Source organism: Curtobacterium sp. ISL-83 (assembly GCF_018613895.1).
In the GTDB taxonomy this organism is placed as follows: Bacteria; Actinomycetota; Actinomycetes; order Actinomycetales; family Microbacteriaceae; genus Curtobacterium.
Genome location: NZ_JAGGPH010000015.1, coordinates 51,384 through 70,878 on the forward strand (window position 1 = coordinate 51,384; position 19,495 = coordinate 70,878).

A 19,495-nucleotide genomic window follows, 5' to 3' on the forward strand; every position below is an offset into this window, starting at 1 on the left:
GGCGCGGCAGTCGTCCGCCCCGCCGGTCACGTCGGCGCAGTGTCACCCTGGAGCGTGACCACGCTCAGTCCCAGGGGCGGTCCGTGGTGCGGAGGTGTTCCTCGCCGAGCGGCGTGATCGGCAGGGCAGCGAGGCTCGCGATCCCCACCTGCAGGAGCGCCGCGCGCGAGGTGCCGACGCGTCCGATTGCGCCCATCCCCTCGACGACCGCACAGAAGTAGGCGCCTAGCGCCGCCGCGGCGGCGGCGTCAGCCTCGACCTCGCCGGCCACCTGCGCATCGACGATGCAGGCCGTGCAGCCCGCGCGGATGGTGTCGAGGGCTTCGGGGAACGGTGGCGGCGATCTCGGGGTCACGGGCCGACCGCTCCATCGCCGCGCGAGCAGCAGCGAAGGTGTCACACGGCCCAGCACGGGCCCCCAACGGTTGCAACCACCCTTGTAACCGCGCTAAGACGAGCAGATGGCCGTCTACAGATCGTCCCCTCCTCGACCAACAGCGATAAGACCGACCTCGTCTGAGTAAGAGTGGAAAAGTGCGTCGGGGCCTCCGCCGATTAACTACTGGCTGGACGCAACGGAACAGAACCGGCCGTGGCGAGGTTCTTGTGACTGCTGACCGACGGTCGCAGCCACAAGAACCCGGGGAGGAGTCTCTCGGGTACCTCCCGACGCCGGTGTGTGCATCCCGAAGGATGTCCCGAGAGGCGCAGATTCAGTATACGTCATAAATCCGCTTCGACTGAAGAGTCGTATAAAGATCGAAGGACCACCAATCCACAAGCCCGGCCCCCGACGAAGCCAACTCCTCGACTATAGATGCGCTGGGCATTGTGGAGCCCACGCGGAGCAAGTCAGCACGCGATTCCGCCGAAATGTGTGGACAGTTGAAGAGACTCAGTGAGGCTAGCGCAACCGTGCCATCTTTGGTCGCGCTCACTGGTAACGCCGCGATCCAATCAGCAATCAGACGGCGCGCTTCGTCATGACCCGGTTGATCACCGATGTGCCGAAGAAGTGGAACCGCATTCAGCAATGACACACCCTCCGATTCAATTCCGGTCACGCGCAGCAATTCTTCTCCATCGAGAGAACCGATCGCCCCGAGCGAAGTCAGGCACTCAACGAGAAGCATTTGCTCAACTCCGCCACGATCGCCTTGCCCAAAGCGACGAAGCTGAAGAACAAGTTCCCTGACCAACGTTCCGTGAGCGGCCTCACGGCGGTCGATCGCGACATCCCTCAGCGAGTAGAAGGCCTGGACGGTGGTGACAATACGTCCAAGTTTTACGCCAGGGCTTGCTCGCCGCGACCCCGCATAGACGAAAAACGCCAGCTCGACCAGTTCGCCAATTGCTCGATCGACTAGTCGCTGACGCTCCCAAACGGGCTCCTCGCGGACGTTCTCGGCACCATTCTCAAAATAGGACGCTGCTCCCACCAGCCGGTCGACCGCACGCTCGACCCGCGTAAGAGCAAAATTGGCGAGGTCCGCAGGGTCTGCTTCGGTATCAATTAGGACACGCTTATACTCGGCGACCATGCGTGCCGCGGAGATAGCCCAAGGCCTGCCATCACGGTGAGGTTCGGCGTGTTCCGGAACATCGATTAGGAGGCGCAACCTTTCCTTAGCCACAGACAACGGCGAGAGCCAAGGAGTCTCCGCCGATTCGCCCTTCGCGGCATTCAGATGCAGCTTAAAAGCCCGCAACTCGTCCTCGAGGACATCGACAACCAGCCGTTCTCGATCACGGTTCGCCAAAAAAATGAAATAGTCGTCGACATAGCGGAGAACTTCGTAGTCGCGGCCAGAAATCAAGTCGTGTTGCCGGAGCCGTCGCTCAACGTTGTGGTCAACTCGCTGAAGAACTAACTCTGCGAATACCCGTGCATACTCGGAGCCAATCAATATACCCGACGTCTCGTCGTGATTTTGCGACTGCAGGAGGCTATCGAAAACAGCCCCAATTGAGTCGGCATCACGCCCAGCACGAAGATTGTCCTTTACTAGGTCACGCCCACTTGTAGCCCAGGCCACAGAATGAGTATAAATCGAGTCGAAGCATTTAGTTATATCCGCCTTGATCAGATATCCATATTTGCGCTCTAGGGATCTATATTCGCTTGACTCGTAAAACTGATGGATATTCGTGAACCGGTCATAGGTGAAGTAGGAGCGCACAACTACATCGGAACGACCGTGCTTCTCGACCTCGCGACGATCAGCATAGCCGCCATCGGAAACAGCAAACAACCAATCACGGTAGATCCCAACTCGAGCAATCGACTTGGGTCGACGCAGCGAAAAACGACTTCGCGATGAATGATGGAGGACTAGCGGGCCAAAGCGGGAATAAAAGTCAACGACATCTAGCTGCGATCGGGGGTGAGCAACTGCGAGCTGACGCCGCGAGCCCTGTTTGTGCCGGATGGAGAATTTGAACGGCACTGTCTGTGCGTAACGCTTCGACGGTGCGATCACGAGTCGATGCCGGCCACTGTGATCAACAGACGCCGCATCCACTCTAACTTCTTCACCAAAAACAATTGATAGGATCGCCCGATTCCCTTGCGTTAGACGCCGACCCCAATAGACGCCTGACTCGTCACGAACAAGGCCGATCGAGTTCAGGAATTTGAAAAGGCCCAGGTTCGAAAACGATGGCGGGAGTTCGTACGGCAGAACGTCAGACAAGAGAACCCGATACGAGCTCGACGGTAGCGCCCGCCGGAAGCGTTTATTCACCCCAGGCGGCCTTCATGTCATGCAGCTTCGCCGTGGAGAATTTGTGGAATCGACGACTTTCGAAACCTTCCACGAACGACATCCCGCGAAGAACAGTCTCAACCCGCGGACTAACCCCTGACTTCGTGATCAAGTGATTGTAGTACTTGTCTAATCCACGAAGTTGATCTAGATTCGTAATCTCTTTATTGGAGAAAAACACTCCAATCATGGCTTGCCTCTTATTGTAATGCAGGCGCGTATTACCACTTAGTAGCTTGACTCGGTCGAGCAGGAGCCCGTCCTCTTTTGTCTTCGCCCGCACATCGAAGGTTCGCCGCAACCGATGACGTATCCGCTCTAACCTCTTATAGGAGATTCGAATCGTGGGTCCGCTTTGCCCTGAAACGAGTTCGTATCCGAGATACTCGACCGCCCCGTGCCAACGACCGCGGGAGATTCGCGTTAACGAGGTCTTAGCCGGATTTGCTTCGAGCCCCTTTGCCACCAGCTTTTCTTCCAACTCGCGTTGGACTTGCTGACCTTTGCTTACCTTCGTTTGACGCTCGCCCGAGACAACCAGGATGTCGTCCACATACCGGATGTGGAGCAAGTGTTCTCCGGATTTACGGAGCCATTCATCAACGTCCGCAAGATAAAGCTCCGCGAGTTCGCTTCCCAGAGCAGTACCCCGAGGAACGCCGGTCTTCGACCCGGAGAGATTCGAGAATTCCTCCAAGAACAAGTCTAAGATTCGCGAGAGGGTCGGATCTAGAAGCATACTCTGCGCAATTGCTGATTTGAGTTGATCGTGAGGAATCGACTCGAAATAGGCGCGCAGATCCGTTCGTAGAACTGATTTGGGCAATGGATCAGTGAGAGACCGCATTACTTGTTGCACCGCAATGCTTCGGTCAGCGACAGAACCAATTGATCGATTGCGAATCCGGGCCGTAATCACCCGCTCGAGGAAGAATATCTCCGGAGACTTCGGCAGAGCAAAGCACTGTTTCTTGCCGACTATTGGCCCCCGGTGAAGGTCCCACGAAAAAGTCGGATCGACGACAAGCGCCCGTAACTTCTCACTCAGCTGGAACAGAAACACTTCTAGCTGAATCTCCCACTCATCACGAAGTTTAGCTAGGAGGACTTCGTCCTTCACCTTGCGCGCATTTTGAATTTTTTTGTAGAGCGGCTTCAAGGGAGGAGCGAAGGACAAAACATCGCGCCCCTTACGCGTCTCAAGCTCCCATAATCTACGCAAATTAGCGGTTGCGAAGTCCGCGGCTACTAGCTGGCTCATCTTCTGTCCCCCACCGAATCACCGGATCAAAAGTCCCAGTCCTCGTCCTCAGTGTTCACGGCCTTGCCGATCACGTACGACGACCCCGACCCGGAGAAGAAGTCGTGGTTCTCGTCGGCGTTCGGCGACAGGGCAGACAGGATCGCCGGGTTCACGTCCGTGATGTTCTTCGGGAACATCGCCTCGTAGCCCAGGTTCATCAGCGCCTTGTTGGCGTTGTAGTGCAGGAACTTCTTGACGTCCTCGGTCAGCCCGACCTCGTCGTAGAGGTCCTGCGTGTACTGCGCCTCGTTGTCGTAGAGCTCGTAGAGCAGCGAGAACGTGTAGTCCTTCAGCTCGTCGCGCTCCTGCTGCGTGACGCGCTCGAGACCCTTCTGGAACTTGTACCCGATGTAGTACCCGTGGACGGCTTCGTCACGGATGATCAGACGGATCAAGTCGGCGGTGTTCGTGAGCTTCGCCCGCGACGACCAGTGCATCGGCAGGTAGAACCCGGAGTAGAACAGGAACGACTCGAGCAGCGTCGACGCGATCTTGCGCTTCAGCGGCGACTCGCCCTGGTAGTAGTCCATCACGATGGACGCCTTCTTCTGCAGGTTCGGGTTCTCCTCGGACCAACGGAAGGCTTCGTCGATCTCCGGCGTCGACGCAAGGGTCGAGAAGATCGACGAGTAGCTCTTGGCGTGCACCGACTCCATGAACGCGATGTTCGTGTAGACGGCTTCCTCGTGCGGGGTGATCGCGTCGGGGATGAGCGACACGGCGCCGACGGTGCCCTGGATCGTGTCGAGCAGCGTCAGGCCGGTGAAGACGCGCATGGTGAGCTTCTGCTCGGCCGGCGTGAGCGTGTTCCACGACTGCACGTCGTTCGACAGCGGCACCTTCTCGGGCAGCCAGAAGTTGTTGACGAGACGGTTCCAGACCTCGACGTCCTTGTCGTCCTGGATGCGGTTCCAGTTGATTGCCTGGACCCGATCGACGAGCTTGAGCTTCTCGACCAACGCACGTTCCTTACAAGAGATGGTGATGATGAACCGGACTGGAGGCGCGGTGCGGGCTGGCACCGCGCCTCCAGGAAGTGGATAGTCGCGTCAGCGACCAGCCCGCAGCATGCGCGACGCCGAAGGCGTCACAGCATGCAGGAAACGCAGCCCTCGACCTCGGTGCCCTCGAGCGCGAGCTGGCGCAGACGGATGTAGTAGATCGTCTTGATGCCCTTGCGCCATGCGTAGATCTGCGCCTTGTTGATGTCACGCGTGGTGGCGGTGTCCTTGAAGAACAGCGTCAGGGACAGGCCCTGGTCCACGTGCTGCGTCGCCGCGGCGTACGTGTCGATGATCTTCTCGGCACCGATCTCGTACGCGTCCTGGTAGTAGTCCAGGTTGTCGTTCGTCATGAACGGCGCCGGGTAGTAGACGCGACCGAGCTTGCCTTCCTTGCGGATCTCGATCTTCGACGCGATCGGGTGGATCGACGACGTGGAGTGGTTGATGTACGAGATCGAACCGGTCGGCGGGACGGCCTGCAGGTTCTGGTTGTAGATGCCGTACTGCTGGACGGAGGCCTTCAGCGCGACCCAGTCGGCCTGCGTCGGGATCGTGATGTTCGCGTTGGCGAACAGCTCGGCGACGCGGGCGGTGGCGGGGGTCCACTCCTGGTCGGTGTACTTGTCGAAGAACTCGCCCGACGCGTACTTCGAGTCGCGGAAGCCGTCGAAGGCCTCGCCCGTCTCGATCGCGATGTTGTTCGACGCGCGCAGGGCGTGGAACAGCACCGTGTAGAAGTAGATGTTCGTGAAGTCGATGCCCTCTTCCGAGCCGTAGAACACGCGCTCACGAGCAAGGTACCCGTGCAGGTTCATCTGGCCGAGGCCGATGGCGTGCGACTTGTCGTTGCCGTCCTCGACGCTCCGGACCGACGAGATGTGCGACATCTGCGACACCGAGGTCAGACCACGGATGGCCGTCTCGATCGTCTTGCCGAAGTTCGGCGAGTCCATGGTCAGCGCGATGTTCAGCGAGCCCAGGTTGCAGGAGATGTCCTTGCCGATCTCCTTGTACGACAGGTCCTCGTTGAAGGTCGTCGGGGTGTTGACCTGCAGGATCTCCGAGCACAGGTTCGACATGTTGATCCGGCCCTTGATCGGGTTGGCCTTGTTCACCGTGTCCTCGAACACGATGTACGGGTAGCCCGACTCGAACTGGATCTCGGCGATCGTCGTGAAGAAGTCACGCGCCTTGATCTTCGTCTTCTTGATGCGCGGGTCGTCGACCATCGCGCGGTAGTTCTCGCTGATCGGGACGTCGCCGAACGGGACGCCGTAGACCTTCTCGACGTCGTACGGCGAGAACAGGTACATGTCCTCGTTGTTCTTCGCGAGCTCGAACGTGATGTCCGGCACGACGACGCCGAGGGACAGCGTCTTGATGCGGATCTTCTCGTCGGCGTTCTCGCGCTTGGTGTCGAGGAACTTCATGATGTCGGGGTGGTGCGCCGACAGGTAGACGGCACCCGCACCCTGACGCGCACCGAGCTGGTTCGCGTAGGAGAAGGAGTCTTCCAGCAGCTTCATCACGGGGATGATGCCCGAGGACTGGTTCTCGATCTGCTTGATCGGGGCGCCGGCCTCGCGGATGTTGGAGAGCAGCAGGGCGACGCCGCCACCGCGCTTCGAGAGCTGCAGCGACGAGTTGATCCCGCGGGAGATCGACTCCATGTTGTCTTCGATACGGAGCAGGAAGCAGGAGACGAGCTCGCCGCGCTGGGCCTTCGCGGTGTTCAGGAAGGTCGGGGTCGCGGGCTGGAAGCGGCCGGCGATGATCTCCTCGACGAGGTCGATCGCGAGCTGCTCGTTGCCCTGCGCCAGGCCGAGGGCGGTCATCACGACGCGGTCCTCGAAGCGCTCCAGGTAGCGCTTGCCGTCGAACGTCTTGAGCGTGTAGCTCGTGTAGTACTTGAACGCGCCGAGGAAGGTCTGGAACCGGAACTTCTTCGAGTACGCCAGGTCGTTGAGCTGTTGGATGAACTCCAGCGAGTACTGGTCGATCGTCGCCTGCTCGTAGTACTCGTTCTCGACCAGGTAGTCCAGCCGCTCCTTCAGGTTGTGGAAGAAGACGGTGTTCTGGTTGACGTGCTGCAGGAAGAACTGCTTGGCGGCCTCACGATCCTTGTCGAACTGGATGTTCCCGTCCGCGTCGTAGAGGTTGAGCATCGCGTTGAGGGAGTGGTAGTCCATCCCCGTCTGCGGCGACGTCAGATCGACGTCTGCAACTGCTGCGTCCAAAATGCATCCAATCCTGTGTTGACCGCCTGCACGTCGTCAGGGGTCCCGAAGAGTTCGAAACGGTAGAGAACGGGGACGCCGCACTTCTGTGCGATGACGTCCCCCGCCAGGCCGTAGGCCTCGCCGAAGTTCGTGTTGCCCCCTGCGATCACACCGCGGATGAGCGAGCGGTTGTGTTCGTCGTTGAGGAACTTGATGACCTGCTTGGGGACTGCCCCCCGGCCGTTGCCCCCGCCGTAGGTCGGGAGCACCAACACGTACGGTCCGTCCGCGTGGAGGAACGGGTCGTTCGGGAAGAGGGGGATCCGGTCCGCGTCACGGCCGAGCTTCTCGATGAAGCGTGCGGTGTACCCGGACACGCTCGAGAAGTAGACGAGGCCACTCATGTGTGCGCTCCTTGCGAGAGGTGCGGACAGCGGATCGGAGGGACCTGGCGGAGGTGATCCGTTCCTCCAGGCCGGCGGAGGTGGTGCGGGTCCGTCCGGACCCGCACCGACTCACGCGAGTTCGGCGCTGAGCGTCGCGATCTTGTCGGGACGGAAGCCCGACCAGTGGTCGTCGTCGGTGACGACGACGGGGGCCTGCAGGTAGCCGAGGCTCTTGACGTGCTCGAGCGCGGCTTCGTCGGTGGAGACGTCGTGCACTTCGTACTGGATGCCCTTGTTGTCGAGGGCCCGGTACGTCGCGGTGCACTGGACGCAAGACGGCTTGGTGTAGACGGTGACAGCCATGTTCTCCCCTGGTTCTGGGCCCGGTTCGGGGTCCGAAGTTCGTGTGCGGTGCTGATGGACGACGCTACTACATGTTGTGCTCGATCGAGCGGTCGACCACTAGAGAAAGTGTTACACGCTTGTAGTTTCCACAACCGTCTCCACAGCCCGGGCATTCCGTGAAGCCCGATTTTCCGCCACTCTCGCACCCACCACCGACAGTCCTCCACACCCTGTGAGCAGGCCTCTCCACCGAAGGTCGTGAACCCCCGTGGGCGTGTCGCGATCCACACCTCCCCCGGACGGGTGACACCCCGTTCCGTCCGGTCCGTACACTCGTCTCGTGAGTACGTACGGGCCCCTGCTGAAGACCCCCGGAGTCGGTCGCGTCATCGCCGCGCAGCTCACCGCACGCTTCCCGTTCGGCATGCTGTCGCTGGCCTACCTGCTGCACGTCGAGCACGTCTTCGGCTCCTACGGCGCCGCCGGTCTCGTCCTCGCGACCACGAGTGTCGGGCAGGCGCTGGCCGGCCCGCTGACCAGCCGGTGGATGGGCAGCTGGGGCATGCGTCCGGTGCTGATCCTGACGAGCACGGTGGCCCTGGCGAGCATGGTCGTCATCGCGTTCTCCCCGATGCCGCTGTGGGGGTACGTCGTCGTGGGGTTCGTCGGCGGCTTGGCGGTCCCGCCCGTGCAGCCGGCCGTGCGCACGATCTACCCGAAGATGGTGACCTCCGCGCAGCTCACCCCCCTGTTCTCCCTCGACGCGAGCGCGCAGGAGCTCATCTGGGTGGCCGGGCCGGTCATCACCACGTTCGTCGCCACGCAGATCGGGACCGTCCAGGCGATCGTGGTCGCGATGGTGTTCCTGGTCATCGGTGGCGTGTGGTTCATCGGCTCCCCCGAACTCGGGCGCGTGCGCATCCCCCGCTCCAAGCGGGCGTTCGGCGTGGTGCTGAAGCGCCCGTCGGTCGTCGTCGCGACCCTGACCGGCATGCTGCTCATCGGGGCGTGTGCCGCGGTCGAGGCGAGCGTCACAAGCGTCTTCGGCGAGGGCAGCCCGAACGCCGGCATCGTGCTCGCCGTCTTCGCCGTCGGTTCCCTCATCGGCGGCCTGGCACTCGGCCACCGTCCGATCTCGCAGAACACGCTCTGGACCCGAATGGCGATCGTGTTCGTCGGCCTGGCACTGGCCGTCGCCGGCACGAGCTTCTGGTGGCTGTGCGTCGCCCTCGTCATCGCGGGCGCCGGCATCGCGCCCGCCCTGGCGGTCATGTTCGGGTCGGTGTCGGCGACGGTGAAGTTCTCGGACACCGCCGAGGCGTACGGCTGGATGGGCACCGGGCAGCTCATCGGTGCTGCGGGCGGCTCCGCTGTCGCGGGCTTCCTGATCGACAGCCACGGTCCGACCGGTGGGCTGGTCGTGAGTGCAGCCGCGGCTGCGGCCGGCGTCCTGCTGCCCCTGGTGATGAAGCGGTGGCTGCCGGACCTACGCGGGCGGGACGCCAGCCCGATCCCGGACACCGAGCCGGTGACGCTGCCGAGCTGACGCGGCTGGCCCGGGCGGGCGGCTGGCCCGGTGGGCTGGCCCGCTGCGGAACGACGTCGCCGCTGTCGCACGACGTCCGCGGTGACGTTCGACAGCGGCTGGTCGCGTTCTCCACAGACCGCCGGGAGGCGCGGCGCACGCCCGCCGGGATCGGCAGGATGGGTGCATGGTCACCTCACTCCCCCTGCCCGGTGGCGCGTCGATCCCGGCGATCGGGTTCGGCGTCTACAAGGTCGACGACGACGCTGCCGAGACGGCCGTCGGGCTGGCGCTCGACGCCGGGTACCGCCACGTCGACACGGCCGAGATGTACGGCAACGAGACCGGCGTCGGGAAGGCGATCCGCGCCTCCCGGCTGGACCGGGACGACGTCTTCGTCACCACGAAGGTGTGGAACGACCACCAGGGGCGCGACGCGACCCTCCGGGCGTTCGACGCCAGCCTGTCGCGACTCGGCCTCGAGGCCGTCGACCTGTACCTGATCCACTGGCCGGCAGCCGCGAACGACCGCTACGTCGAGACGTGGCGCACCCTCCTGGAACTCCGCGCATCCGACCGAGCACGGAACGTGGGCGTCTCGAACTTCCAGATCCCGCACCTCCAGCGGCTCATCGACGAGACCGGCGAGGTCCCCGCCGTGAACCAGGTCGAGCGGCACCCGTGGCTGCCACAGGACGAGCTGATCGCGTTCCACCGTGCGCACGGCATCGTGACGGAGGCCTGGTCACCCCTCGGGCGCGGCCGGCTCATCGACGATCCGGTGCTGACGGGGATCGCGGACGCCCACGGCGTGAACGTCGCGCAGCTGCTGGTCCGGTGGAACGTGCAGCAGGGGGTGGTGGTCCTGCCGAAGTCGGGGACGCCCTCGCGGATCCGCTCGAACCTCGACGTCGATGGCTTTACGCTGACCGCCGACGAACTGACCGCGATCGCGTCGCTGGAGTCGGGGCAGCGGACCGGGTCGCACCCGGACTCGGTCTCCTGAGTCGTCCGTGCCCGCGTGCGGCGCGAGGATGTTCTTCGGCAACGCGTCGACGAGCTGGTCCGCGCACTCGACCTCGTGGCACGTGAGCAGCGAGAGAACGCCGGGGGCGGTTCGTCCTCACGCCGCCACTCGTCGCTGGCTAGCCGCGGCGGTCCTCCTCCGACTGCCACGGCAGGTGCAGGTCGCCCGGCTCGGGCTCGACGTCGCCCGCGTCGTCGGCGCCGCCCGTTCCGGGAGCTGCGATCACCCGCGACGGGTCGATGCCGTCCGCGCGCAGGTCATCGGCGTCGCGCTGTTCGGTCTGGGCCGCCTCCATCTCGCGCTCGCTCGAGGGGCTGTAGGACGTGTCCGCCGCACGTTGCTCCCGCCCGCCGACGCCGCCCGTGCCCTCGTGCGCTGCCGTTTCGCGAAGCGCGTCGTTGCGGGCTCGGTCGTCGGACGGTTCGGGCCCGGGGGCGTTCGGGACGTTGTCGTTGCTCATGCGCTGGACGGTAGCCCTGCGTCCCGAGTACCCGTCCTCAGGGACCGCCCCGCCCGGACAGCGCAGCGGCTCGGCGGCGGATACGGATGGCACGTTCGCGCCACCGATCCCGGACCGGACGCCGGCGCCCACGTGGTCCGTTACCGTGGACCAGCACACCGCCACAAGCAGGAGGTCCCACCGTGACGATCGTCGCAGCCGCAGACGGCTCAGCCCTCGGCAACCCCGGCCCCGCCGGCTGGGCGTGGTACGTCGACGACGACCGCTGGGCCGCGGGCGGATGGCCGCGTGGGACGAACAACCAGGGCGAGCTGACCGCCGTCCTGCAGCTGCTCCGCGCCACCAAGGACACCGGAGAGCCGCTGCACATCCTGTGCGACAGCCAGTACGCGATCAAGGCGTGCACCGAGTGGCTCGCCGGGTGGAAGCGCAAGGGGTGGCGGAAGGCCGACGGCAAGCCGGTCCTGAACGTCGAGATCATCAAGGAACTCGACGCCGAACTCCAGGGCCGGGCCGTCACCTTCGAGTGGGTCCGCGGCCACATGGGGCACGAGATGAATGAGGCCGCTGACGTCCGCGCACGGGGAGCGGCGACGGCCTACCAGAACCGGACCGAAGTACCGTCGGGCCCCGGCTGGCCGGGTGTCGAGATCGCTGAACCGGCACCGCTTCCGGACACCGCGCCGCCGGCCACCCTCTTCTGAGGGGACGACGACGCGGTTCGTGAGAACCGTACGGTCAGTACGTGCCGTCCCGGCGGTCCTGCCGCGTGATCTGCTCGCCCGACGCCGGGTCGATGCCGGACCGTGTGGTCGTCGTGGTCCGGCGTCCGCCGAACGCCACGGCGAGGCTGATGATCAGCAGCACGACACCGGCCGCCATCAGGATGTACCCGACCAGCCGCAGGTCGATCCCGGCCAGCTGGATGTTCAGGGCGAACGCCACGATGGCGCCGATGACGATCAGGGCGATGCTCGATCCGATGCGCATGGTGTTCCTCTCAAGGGTGCCGCGGGTTCCGCGGCTGGCGTCGAACGTACCCGGAACGGCACCGGGGTGTTCCGGAGCATCGCCTGCGGTCAGTCGACGTCCACCTCGGACCAGCCGTCGAACCGCCCGATCTCGGTGACCCGGACGACGGCTTCGCCCGCCGCGTCCGACGCGTCGAGGTCGATGGTCGCCGAGAACCCGAAGTCCCGGTCACCCTCCGGGTCGGCGAAGATCTGTCGCGCTCGCCACACCCGCGGGGATGCCGTCGCACCGGTCTCGTCGAGGACGAGGTACTGCATCGACCGCGCATCGGCGTCGATGCCCATGCGGTCGTGCTCGTCGTAGTACTCCTCGAGCGCGTTGTCCCACGCCGACCGGTCGAACCCGGCGGTGGCGTCGAGTTCCCCGAGGCCGTCGATGTCGTCCGACGCGGCGAGGAGCACCCGCTGGAACAGGGCGTTCCGGACGAGCACGCGGAACGCCCTGGGGTTGCCTGTCAGACGTGCGGGCTGCGGCGGCGCGATCTCCTCGTGTTCGGCCTCGGCGAGCGCGATGTCGCCGTTCATCAGCGCTTCCCACTCGTCGACCAACGAGGAGTCGGTCTGCCGCACGACCTCGCCCAACCACTCGATCAGGTCGTCGAGCTCCTGGTTGCGCTGTTCTTCAGCGATCGTCTGCCGCATGGTGCGGTAGGCATCGGACAGGTACCGGAGGACGAGTCCCTCGGAACGGGTGAGCTGGTAGAACCGCACGAAGTCCCCGAAGGTCATCGCCCGCTCGTACATGTCACGGACGACGGACTTCGGCGACAGGGTGAAGTCGAGCACCCACGGCTGCTCGGCGGCGTAGGACTCGTACGCGGCGGTCAGGAGTTCGTCGAGCGGCTTCGGCCAGGTGACCTCTTCCAGGAGCTCCATGCGCTCGTCGTACTCGATGCCCTCTTGCTTCATGCGGGCGACGGCTTCACCGCGCTCCTTGTACTGCTGCTGGGACAGGATCGCGCGGGGGTCGTCGAGCGTGGCCTCGACGATGGAGACCATGTCGAGCGCGTAGGTCGGCGACTCCGGATCGAGCAACTCGAACGCTGCGAGCGCGAACGGCGACAGCGGCTGGTTGAGCGCGAAGTTCGGCTGCAGGTCGATCGTCATCCGGTAGACGCCGTCGACCTTCTCGATCACTCGCGCGTTGATCAGCGTGCGCGCGATGGTGATCGCGCGTCGGGCCATCGCGAGCTGACGGGCGCGCGGTTCGTGGTTGTCGAACACGAGCGAGCGGACCTGCGCGAAGGCGTCCCCGCCGCGGGCGACCACCGACAACACCATGGCGTGGGTGATCTTCATCCGGGACACCATCGGCTCTGGCTCCGCCGCGATCAGGCGCTCGAACGAGGCCTGGCCCCACGACACGAACCCCTCCGGCGCCTTCTTGCGCTTGATCTTGTTCTTCTTCTTGGGGTCGTCGCCCGCCTTCGCGACGGCCCGGGCGTTCTCGATGTCGTGCTCCGGGGCCTCGGCCACGACGTCACCCTCGGTGTCGTAGCCCGCTCGTCCCGCACGCCCGGCGATCTGGTGGAACTCGCGGGCGGACAGCTGCCGCATCTTCGTGCCGTCGAACTTCGTGAGCCCGGTGAACAGGACCGCCCGGATCGGCACGTTGATGCCGACGCCGAGGGTGTCCGTGCCGCAGATCACCGGCAGGAGCCCGCGCTGCGCGAGCTGTTCGACGAGTCGGCGGTACTTCGGCAGCATCCCGGCGTGGTGCACGCCGATCCCGGCGCGGATGAGCCGCGACAAGGTCTGCCCGAACCCGGCGCTGAAGCGGAACGTGGCGATGGCCGCCGCGATCTCGTCGCGCCGTTCACGGGACGCCACCTTGGCCGACATGAGCGACTGCGCCCGCTCGAGTGCCGCTGCCTGGGCGAAGTGCACGATGTAGATCGGCGCCTTGTGCTCGTCCAGCAACCGCTCGACGGTCTCCTGCACGGGGGTCATGACGTACTCGTACTCGAGCGGCACCGGTCGGCTGACCCCGGTCACGCGAGCCGTCGGCCGGCCCGTGCGCTCGGACAGGTCGTCGGCGATGGTCGTGACGTCGCCGAGGGTCGCGGACATGAGCACGAACTGCGCCCGCTCGAGCACGAGCAGCGGCACCTGCCAGGCCCATCCGCGGTCGGGGTCGCCGTAGAAGTGGAACTCGTCCATCACGACGACGTCCACATCGGCGTCGGGGCCCTGTCGGAGCGCCAGGTTCGCCAGGATCTCCGCGGTGCAGCAGATGATCGCGGCGTCGGCGTTGACGCTCGAGTCGCCGGTCACCATGCCGACGTTGTGCGCGCCGAACAGGTCGACGAGCTGGAAGAACTTCTCGGACACCAGCGCCTTGATCGGTGCGGTGTAGTAGCTGCGCTTGCCCTCGGCCAAGGCGGCGAAGTGCGCACCGGCGGCGACCAGCGACTTCCCGGTACCCGTCGGAGTGCTGAGGACGACGTTGGCGCCGGACACCAGCTCGATGAGTGCTTCGTCCTGTGCGGGGTAGAGCGGACGACCGCTCGAGGCCGCCCAGTCAGCGAAGGCTTCGTACACGGCGTCGGGATCGACGGCACCGTTCACCGCCGCCGGCAGTGCGGCGACGAGCGGGGGCTGGGTGGTGACGTCGGTCATGCACCCATCCTCCCAGCCCGGTCACCGCAGTCCGACTGAGCCCACGCCGCCGGTTCCGGGCCGACGCGCCAGCGGCAGACCGGCCGTGCCGGTGGGGAGAGGCGCGGCATCTGTGCAGAAGCGGGGAACCATCCACAGATGGATACGGACGCATAGGGTTGGGATATGCGTGAACTCGGCTTCCTCTCCTTCGTCCCCAACCACGGTGGGACGGCCGGCGCGGCAGCCGCTCTCGAGGACGGCCTCCGGCTGTTCGAGACCGCCGAGGCCCTCGGGTACGGCACGGGTTGGGTCCGCGGTCGGCACTTCGAGCCGTTCCTCACCAGCCCGATGACGTTCTTCGCGGCCGCGGCGCAGCGCACGCGCACGATCGGGTTCGGCACCGCGGTGCTCGGCATGCGGTACGAGGACCCGGTCCGCCTGGCCGAGGACGCCAGCACGGTCGATCTGCTGAGCGGTGGCCGCGTCCAACTCGGGATCAGCACCGGCATCGCCGGGTACGGCCCGATCCTCGACCCGGTGTTCGGCGCGGTCGACCGCAGCTTCCGGGACGAAGCGGAAGCCCGCGCGGCCCGCCTGATCGAGGTCCTGCGTGGAGATCGCCTCGGCAGCGCCGGGAAGGGGTACGAGAGCATCCCCGCCGACGCCGACCTGACCCTCCAGCCGCAGAGCCCCGATCTGCTCCACCGCGTCTGGTGGGGTGGCGGGAGCATGAGCACTGCCGTCCGGACCGCCGAGAAGGGGCTCCTGCTGCACTGCTCGACCCTGAACACCGAGGACACCGGCGCTCCCTTCGCCCAGGCGCAGGCCGACCAGATCGCCGCGTACCGGGAGCGGTTCGCCGAGCACCACCCCGACCGCACGCCGAAGGTCGCGGTCGGCCGGATCGTCGTGCCGCTCCTGGACGACCACGACCGCGCCGTGCACGAGGAGTTCCTCACCGGGTACGCGTCCGGCATGGACGACGAGGGCCGCCCGCTCTCCGGAACGCCTCCGTTCCGGTTCAGCAAGGTCCTGTCCGGCGACCCCGCTGCGATCACCGACGCCCTGCTCGCCGACCCGGCCGTGCGCGCCACGGACGAGCTCGTCATCACCCTGCCGGCCAACGGCGACGCGGCGTCACACGAGCGGATCCTCCGGATCGTGGCCGAGGAGATCGCGCCCGCGCTCCAGCACTGATGCCCAGAAGCGAACCTCCACTGACGCGGCCCCGCACCGACGCGCCCCGTCGACCGACGCCTCCCGAGCGCAGTCCCTGGCCGAGCAGTCCCGGAGAGGGTGCATCCGGCGGGGCCACGCCAGGTCGGTGAAGCCCGGGGCCCCGACCGGATGCCCATCTCGTCCCTGATCCGGACGGGATGGTGCACTCATCGTTCCACCTGCGCATCGGTTTGTCATCGCTTTCCGCGTTCTCCGACGCGCAGAACGTGAACGATCTTCATGCGTGTTCATCGACCACCGCACTGAACCCACACGAACGCCCAACCGCCGCCGCCGGAAGAACGAATGCGCCCCCGCGCGGACGCGGGGACGCATTCTGGACGCACCCGGGCGGACCGGAGCTCGACGGCCGGATCAGGAGGCCGTGTCGCTCACGTGGCAACCCGTTCGCGGTGCGTGCGCCGACGGTAACCAGCCGTCTGGCGCTCTCCGATCGTACCCAGTTCCCGCCCTGTCGCACAGGAGCGCGGCGCACGAGGATCACTCCAGTTCGAGGGTCCCGCGCCCGGCGCCCCCGCGCGCCGACCGGACAGGTACCGCCCGTGCCTGGCTGCGTGCGCGATCGCGGGGCAGGATGGACCGAACCTGGTGACGCCAGGAGTCCGACGACGATGTGGAGTGACGCGATGACGCGTGTTGTGGTGACCGGTGGCAGCGGCAAGCTCGGACGAGCAGTCGTCCGCGACCTCGATGAGCACGGGTACGACGTGGTCCTGCTCGACCGCGTCCCCTCTCCGGACAAGCCCGAGTCGGTGCCGTTCCTCCGCATCGACCTGACCGACTACGGCCAGGTCCTGAACGCCCTGCTCGGCGTCGACGACCGGTACGACCACATCGATGCGGTCGTGCACCTCGCAGCGGTGCCCGCGCCCGGCCAGGTGCCGGACGTCGCCCTGATCACGAACAACGTGACCGCGTCGATCAACGTGTTCCACGCTGCCCGTGCCGCCCGGATCAAGAACGTGGTGTGGGCCTCGAGCGAGACGCTGCTCGGCATCCCGATGGGCGAGCACCACCCGCCCTACCTGCCCGTCGACGAGGAGTTCCCGGTCCGCCCGGAGTCTTCGTACTCCCTCGGCAAGGCCGTGGAGGAGGAGATGGCGCGCCACTTCACCCGCTGGGACCCGGAGCTGAAGATGATCGGGCTGCGCTTCTCGAACGTGATGGACGAGACCGACTACCCGGCCTTCCCGTGGGACGCCTCCCCCGAGGCCAAGACCTTCAACCTGTGGTCCTACATCGACTCCCGCGACGGCGCGCAGGCGGTCCGGAAGTCGCTCGAGGCGGACCTCACCGGCTTCGAGGCCTTCGTCATCGCCAGCCCGGACACGGTCATGGACACCCCGACGATCGAACTCGTCGAGCGCTTCGTCCCGGACATCGAGCGACGTGCCGAGATCGACGGCGTCAGCTCGTTGCTGTCGAGCGAGAAGGCGCGCGAGCTCCTCGGCTACGCACCCGAGCACAGCTGGCGCGACCACCGCGCCTGATCCGTTCCGGACGGGAGGCACGTGGCGGCCCGCCACCGGGCCTCCCGTCCGTCTCGGTGCAGCCTGCGCAACCGGAGGGACCGAACCGCTGCGACGTCAGGATGCCGGGATGAGCAGCCCGTCGAGCACGAGGTCCCGCGCACGCGGCAGCAGGTCGGCGGTGAGCGCGTCGTCGTCCGCACCCGTGATCTGGGCGATCGCCCCGATGATCGCTGCGACCGACAGCTCGCCGTCACAGGCACCGACGAACGCCGCGAGTGCGGTGTCCGCGTCCACGCGGCGCCCGAACCCGCCGCCCTGCACGAGCGTCATCACGGTCGGGTCGTCGTTGCCCGGCCAGTAGTACCGCTCCTCGGTGACGTCCCCGGCGACCACCAGGCGGGACGCCGCCAGGGCAGCGTCATCGTGGGTGGCCAACCAGGCGGCCGCGTCGAGCACGCGCGCCACGGTGGCGCCGAGCCCGGCCGGGTTGGAGCCGAGCGTCTCGGGGACGCGCTCGAAGCGCCGGAGCCCGGCCGGACCTCTCCCCACAGGCTCGGTCCGGGTCTTCCGCACCACGACGTAGCCGAAGCCGACGCCGGTGACGTGCCGCTCCTGGAAGTCGTCGAGCCAGGCGTCGACCAGCGCGTCGAACTCGGCCGTGCCGGGCTTGGTGCCGCCGTCACGGATCCAGGTCTCGGCGTAGGCCGGCGGGTCCTCACGCTCCCGCTCGACCACCCAGACGTCCAGCGCGGGGCGATCGGCGAACCAGGAACGGACCCGGTCGAGCCCGTCGACGCCCCAGTGGTACTCCCAGTTGCCGAGCAGCTGCGCAGTCCCGCCGGGTGCCAGGTGCTCGTCGAGCCCGCGGAGCACGGTCTCGACGAGCGCGTCGCCGACCATGCCACCGTCGCGGTACTCGTAGGCGGGGACGCCCTCGCGCCGGGGCGTGATGACGAACGGCGGGTTGGAGACGATGCGGTCGAAGCGTTCACCGGCGACGGGTTCGAACAGCGACCCGAGCCGGAGGTCGATCCCGTCGATGTCGTTCAGGTCGGCGTTGAAGCGGGCGATGTCGAGGGCGCGCTGCGAGATGTCGCTCGCGACCACCTCGTCGGCGAACCGCCGCGCGTGCATCGCCTGGATCCCGCACCCGGTACCGAGGTCGAGCACTCGCCCGACGGGCACCGGGACCTGCAGCCCGGACAGCGTCGTGGTCGCTCCCCCGATGCCGAGCACGTGCTCTTCACCGAGGGCGGTGCCGAGTGCGAGCTCGCCGAGGTCGGACACGATCCACCAGCTGCCCGCGCCGAGGTCGTCGACGAACGCGTACGGGCGCAGGTCCACCGTGGGGAACAGCCGCGCGTCGGCCGCGGAGGCCTCGCCGGCGTCGTCCGAGTCGTGCTCGACCCGGAGGAGCCCGGCCGCCACGACGGCGTCGACGCCCGCGGACGGGAACGCGACCGCGGCGTCCGCCCGTGGCACCGGGAGTCCGAGCACGAAGAGCGTCGCGAGGGTCGCGAGGGGCGTGGTCTCGCGCGCGGCGAGGGCGCGGAGCGCGGCGACGCGAGAACCGCGGTGCAACGAGGCGGCCGCTTCCGCTCCCCAGAGCGTGTCGAGCCGTTCGACGGTGAACCCCGCGGCCGCGAGGTCCGCGGCGAGCGCCGTCGTGGTCGCGCGGCCGGCGGCGATCGTCGGCAGGACGTGGTGCGCCGGCGTCGCTGCCCGGGGAGCTGCGGTCACGCCGCGGCCTCGACGCGCAGGAGTTCCGCGGGCACCTGCCACGCGGACACCATGTCGAGCAGTCCGGGGAAGCGTGCCTGGACGTCCTCGACCCGCACGCGGCTGGACCGGATGAGGCCCTCGCGGTGCTGTTCGAGCAGCCCGGCCTCGCGCAGGACGCGGAAGTGGTGCGTCAGCGTGGACTTCGGGCGGTCGATGCCGACCCAACCACAGCTGCGGATGCCCCCGGCTGCGTCGACCAGGTAGCGGTGCAGGATCGCCAGCCGGATCGGGTCGCTCAGGGCGGCGAGGACGACCGGCAGGTCCAGCTCGTCGACGGTCGGCTGCGGCAGCCGTTCTGCGGGTTCCACCAGTCCGGGCATACCTGCGACGGTAGCA

Annotated in this window: 17 protein-coding genes; 5 read left to right on the forward strand and 12 right to left on the reverse strand. The window is 66.2% G+C overall.

The features are described from left to right. Positions 1 to 64: 64 nt before the first annotated feature. The 7 genes from J7E22_RS14710 to nrdH form a co-directional block, all read right to left on the reverse strand. A complete protein-coding gene (locus J7E22_RS14710; protein ID WP_214982588.1) occupies positions 65 to 355 on the reverse strand; it encodes a hypothetical protein in 291 nt (96 codons plus the stop codon). A 358-nt stretch (positions 356 to 713) separates the two neighbouring features. After that, positions 714 to 2,693, reverse strand: coding sequence for an antiviral reverse transcriptase Drt3b (gene drt3b, locus J7E22_RS14715; protein WP_214982589.1), 1,980 nt, complete (start codon positions 2,691 to 2,693; stop codon positions 714 to 716). A gap of 43 nt (positions 2,694 to 2,736) precedes the next feature. Then, entirely contained in the window at positions 2,737 to 4,026 is a 1,290-nt protein-coding gene (gene drt3a, locus J7E22_RS14720) for an antiviral reverse transcriptase Drt3a (RefSeq protein WP_285439927.1), read from the reverse strand. A gap of 26 nt (positions 4,027 to 4,052) precedes the next feature. Beyond that, positions 4,053 to 5,027, reverse strand: a complete 975-nt coding sequence (gene nrdF, locus J7E22_RS14725; protein ID WP_214982615.1) for a class 1b ribonucleoside-diphosphate reductase subunit beta — start codon at positions 5,025 to 5,027, stop codon at positions 4,053 to 4,055. A 128-nt stretch (positions 5,028 to 5,155) separates the two neighbouring features. Beyond that, on the reverse strand, positions 5,156 to 7,261 hold the full coding sequence (gene nrdE / locus J7E22_RS14730; protein ID WP_214982616.1) for a class 1b ribonucleoside-diphosphate reductase subunit alpha: 2,106 nt from the start codon (positions 7,259 to 7,261) through the stop codon (positions 5,156 to 5,158). A gap of 17 nt (positions 7,262 to 7,278) precedes the next feature. Continuing rightward, positions 7,279 to 7,695 carry a class Ib ribonucleoside-diphosphate reductase assembly flavoprotein NrdI gene (nrdI, locus tag J7E22_RS14735; RefSeq protein ID WP_214982591.1) on the reverse strand — a complete coding sequence of 139 codons (417 nt, stop codon included), beginning with the start codon at positions 7,693 to 7,695 and terminating at the stop codon, positions 7,279 to 7,281. A gap of 111 nt (positions 7,696 to 7,806) precedes the next feature. Then, entirely contained in the window at positions 7,807 to 8,040 is a 234-nt protein-coding gene (gene nrdH / locus J7E22_RS14740; protein WP_022904483.1) for a glutaredoxin-like protein NrdH, read from the reverse strand. A 322-nt stretch (positions 8,041 to 8,362) separates the two neighbouring features. Between nrdH and J7E22_RS14745 the strand changes: the two genes are divergently transcribed. Continuing rightward, the gene (locus J7E22_RS14745) at positions 8,363 to 9,568 is read left to right on the forward strand and encodes an MFS transporter (protein WP_214982592.1); all 1,206 of its coding nucleotides are present in this window, start codon (positions 8,363 to 8,365) and stop codon (positions 9,566 to 9,568) included. Positions 9,569 to 9,734: 166 nt separating this feature from the next. Further along, positions 9,735 to 10,553, forward strand: a complete 819-nt coding sequence (locus tag J7E22_RS14750) for an aldo/keto reductase (protein WP_214982593.1) — start codon at positions 9,735 to 9,737, stop codon at positions 10,551 to 10,553. Positions 10,554 to 10,692: 139 nt separating this feature from the next. On the opposite strand, the gene J7E22_RS14755 is transcribed toward J7E22_RS14750, so the two are convergent. After that, complete coding sequence (locus J7E22_RS14755) at positions 10,693 to 11,034, reverse strand: hypothetical protein (protein WP_214982594.1); 342 nt, start codon at positions 11,032 to 11,034, stop codon at positions 10,693 to 10,695. A gap of 182 nt (positions 11,035 to 11,216) precedes the next feature. Here J7E22_RS14755 and J7E22_RS14760 point away from each other — a divergent pair, with 182 nt between their 5' ends. Then, on the forward strand, positions 11,217 to 11,738 hold the full coding sequence (locus J7E22_RS14760; RefSeq protein ID WP_214982595.1) for a ribonuclease H: 522 nt from the start codon (positions 11,217 to 11,219) through the stop codon (positions 11,736 to 11,738). 34 nt (positions 11,739 to 11,772) lie between these two features. Here J7E22_RS14760 and J7E22_RS14765 read toward each other — a convergent pair whose 3' ends face one another. Then, positions 11,773 to 12,024 carry a DUF6458 family protein gene (locus J7E22_RS14765; RefSeq protein WP_214982596.1) on the reverse strand — a complete coding sequence of 84 codons (252 nt, stop codon included), beginning with the start codon at positions 12,022 to 12,024 and terminating at the stop codon, positions 11,773 to 11,775. Between the two features lie 89 nt (positions 12,025 to 12,113). Further along, positions 12,114 to 14,684: an RNA helicase gene (locus J7E22_RS14770; protein WP_214982597.1), complete on the reverse strand. Its 2,571-nt coding sequence runs from the start codon at positions 14,682 to 14,684 to the stop codon at positions 12,114 to 12,116. 165 nt (positions 14,685 to 14,849) lie between these two features. On the opposite strand from J7E22_RS14770, the gene J7E22_RS14775 reads away from it, so the two are divergent. Together J7E22_RS14775 and J7E22_RS14780 are read left to right on the forward strand one after the other, a co-directional pair. Then, positions 14,850 to 15,863, forward strand: coding sequence for an LLM class flavin-dependent oxidoreductase (locus J7E22_RS14775; protein ID WP_214982598.1), 1,014 nt, complete (start codon positions 14,850 to 14,852; stop codon positions 15,861 to 15,863). A gap of 668 nt (positions 15,864 to 16,531) precedes the next feature. Next, on the forward strand, positions 16,532 to 17,395 hold the full coding sequence (locus tag J7E22_RS14780; RefSeq protein WP_214982599.1) for an NAD(P)-dependent oxidoreductase: 864 nt from the start codon (positions 16,532 to 16,534) through the stop codon (positions 17,393 to 17,395). A 96-nt stretch (positions 17,396 to 17,491) separates the two neighbouring features. On the opposite strand, the gene J7E22_RS14785 is transcribed toward J7E22_RS14780, so the two are convergent. Both J7E22_RS14785 and J7E22_RS14790 read right to left on the reverse strand, forming a co-directional pair. Continuing rightward, entirely contained in the window at positions 17,492 to 19,117 is a 1,626-nt protein-coding gene (locus tag J7E22_RS14785; RefSeq protein WP_214982600.1) for a methyltransferase, read from the reverse strand. Further along, on the reverse strand, positions 19,114 to 19,479 hold the full coding sequence (locus tag J7E22_RS14790) for a helix-turn-helix transcriptional regulator (protein WP_214982601.1): 366 nt from the start codon (positions 19,477 to 19,479) through the stop codon (positions 19,114 to 19,116). The genes J7E22_RS14785 and J7E22_RS14790 overlap by 4 nt, the downstream gene beginning before the upstream one ends. Positions 19,480 to 19,495 lie beyond the last annotated feature (16 nt).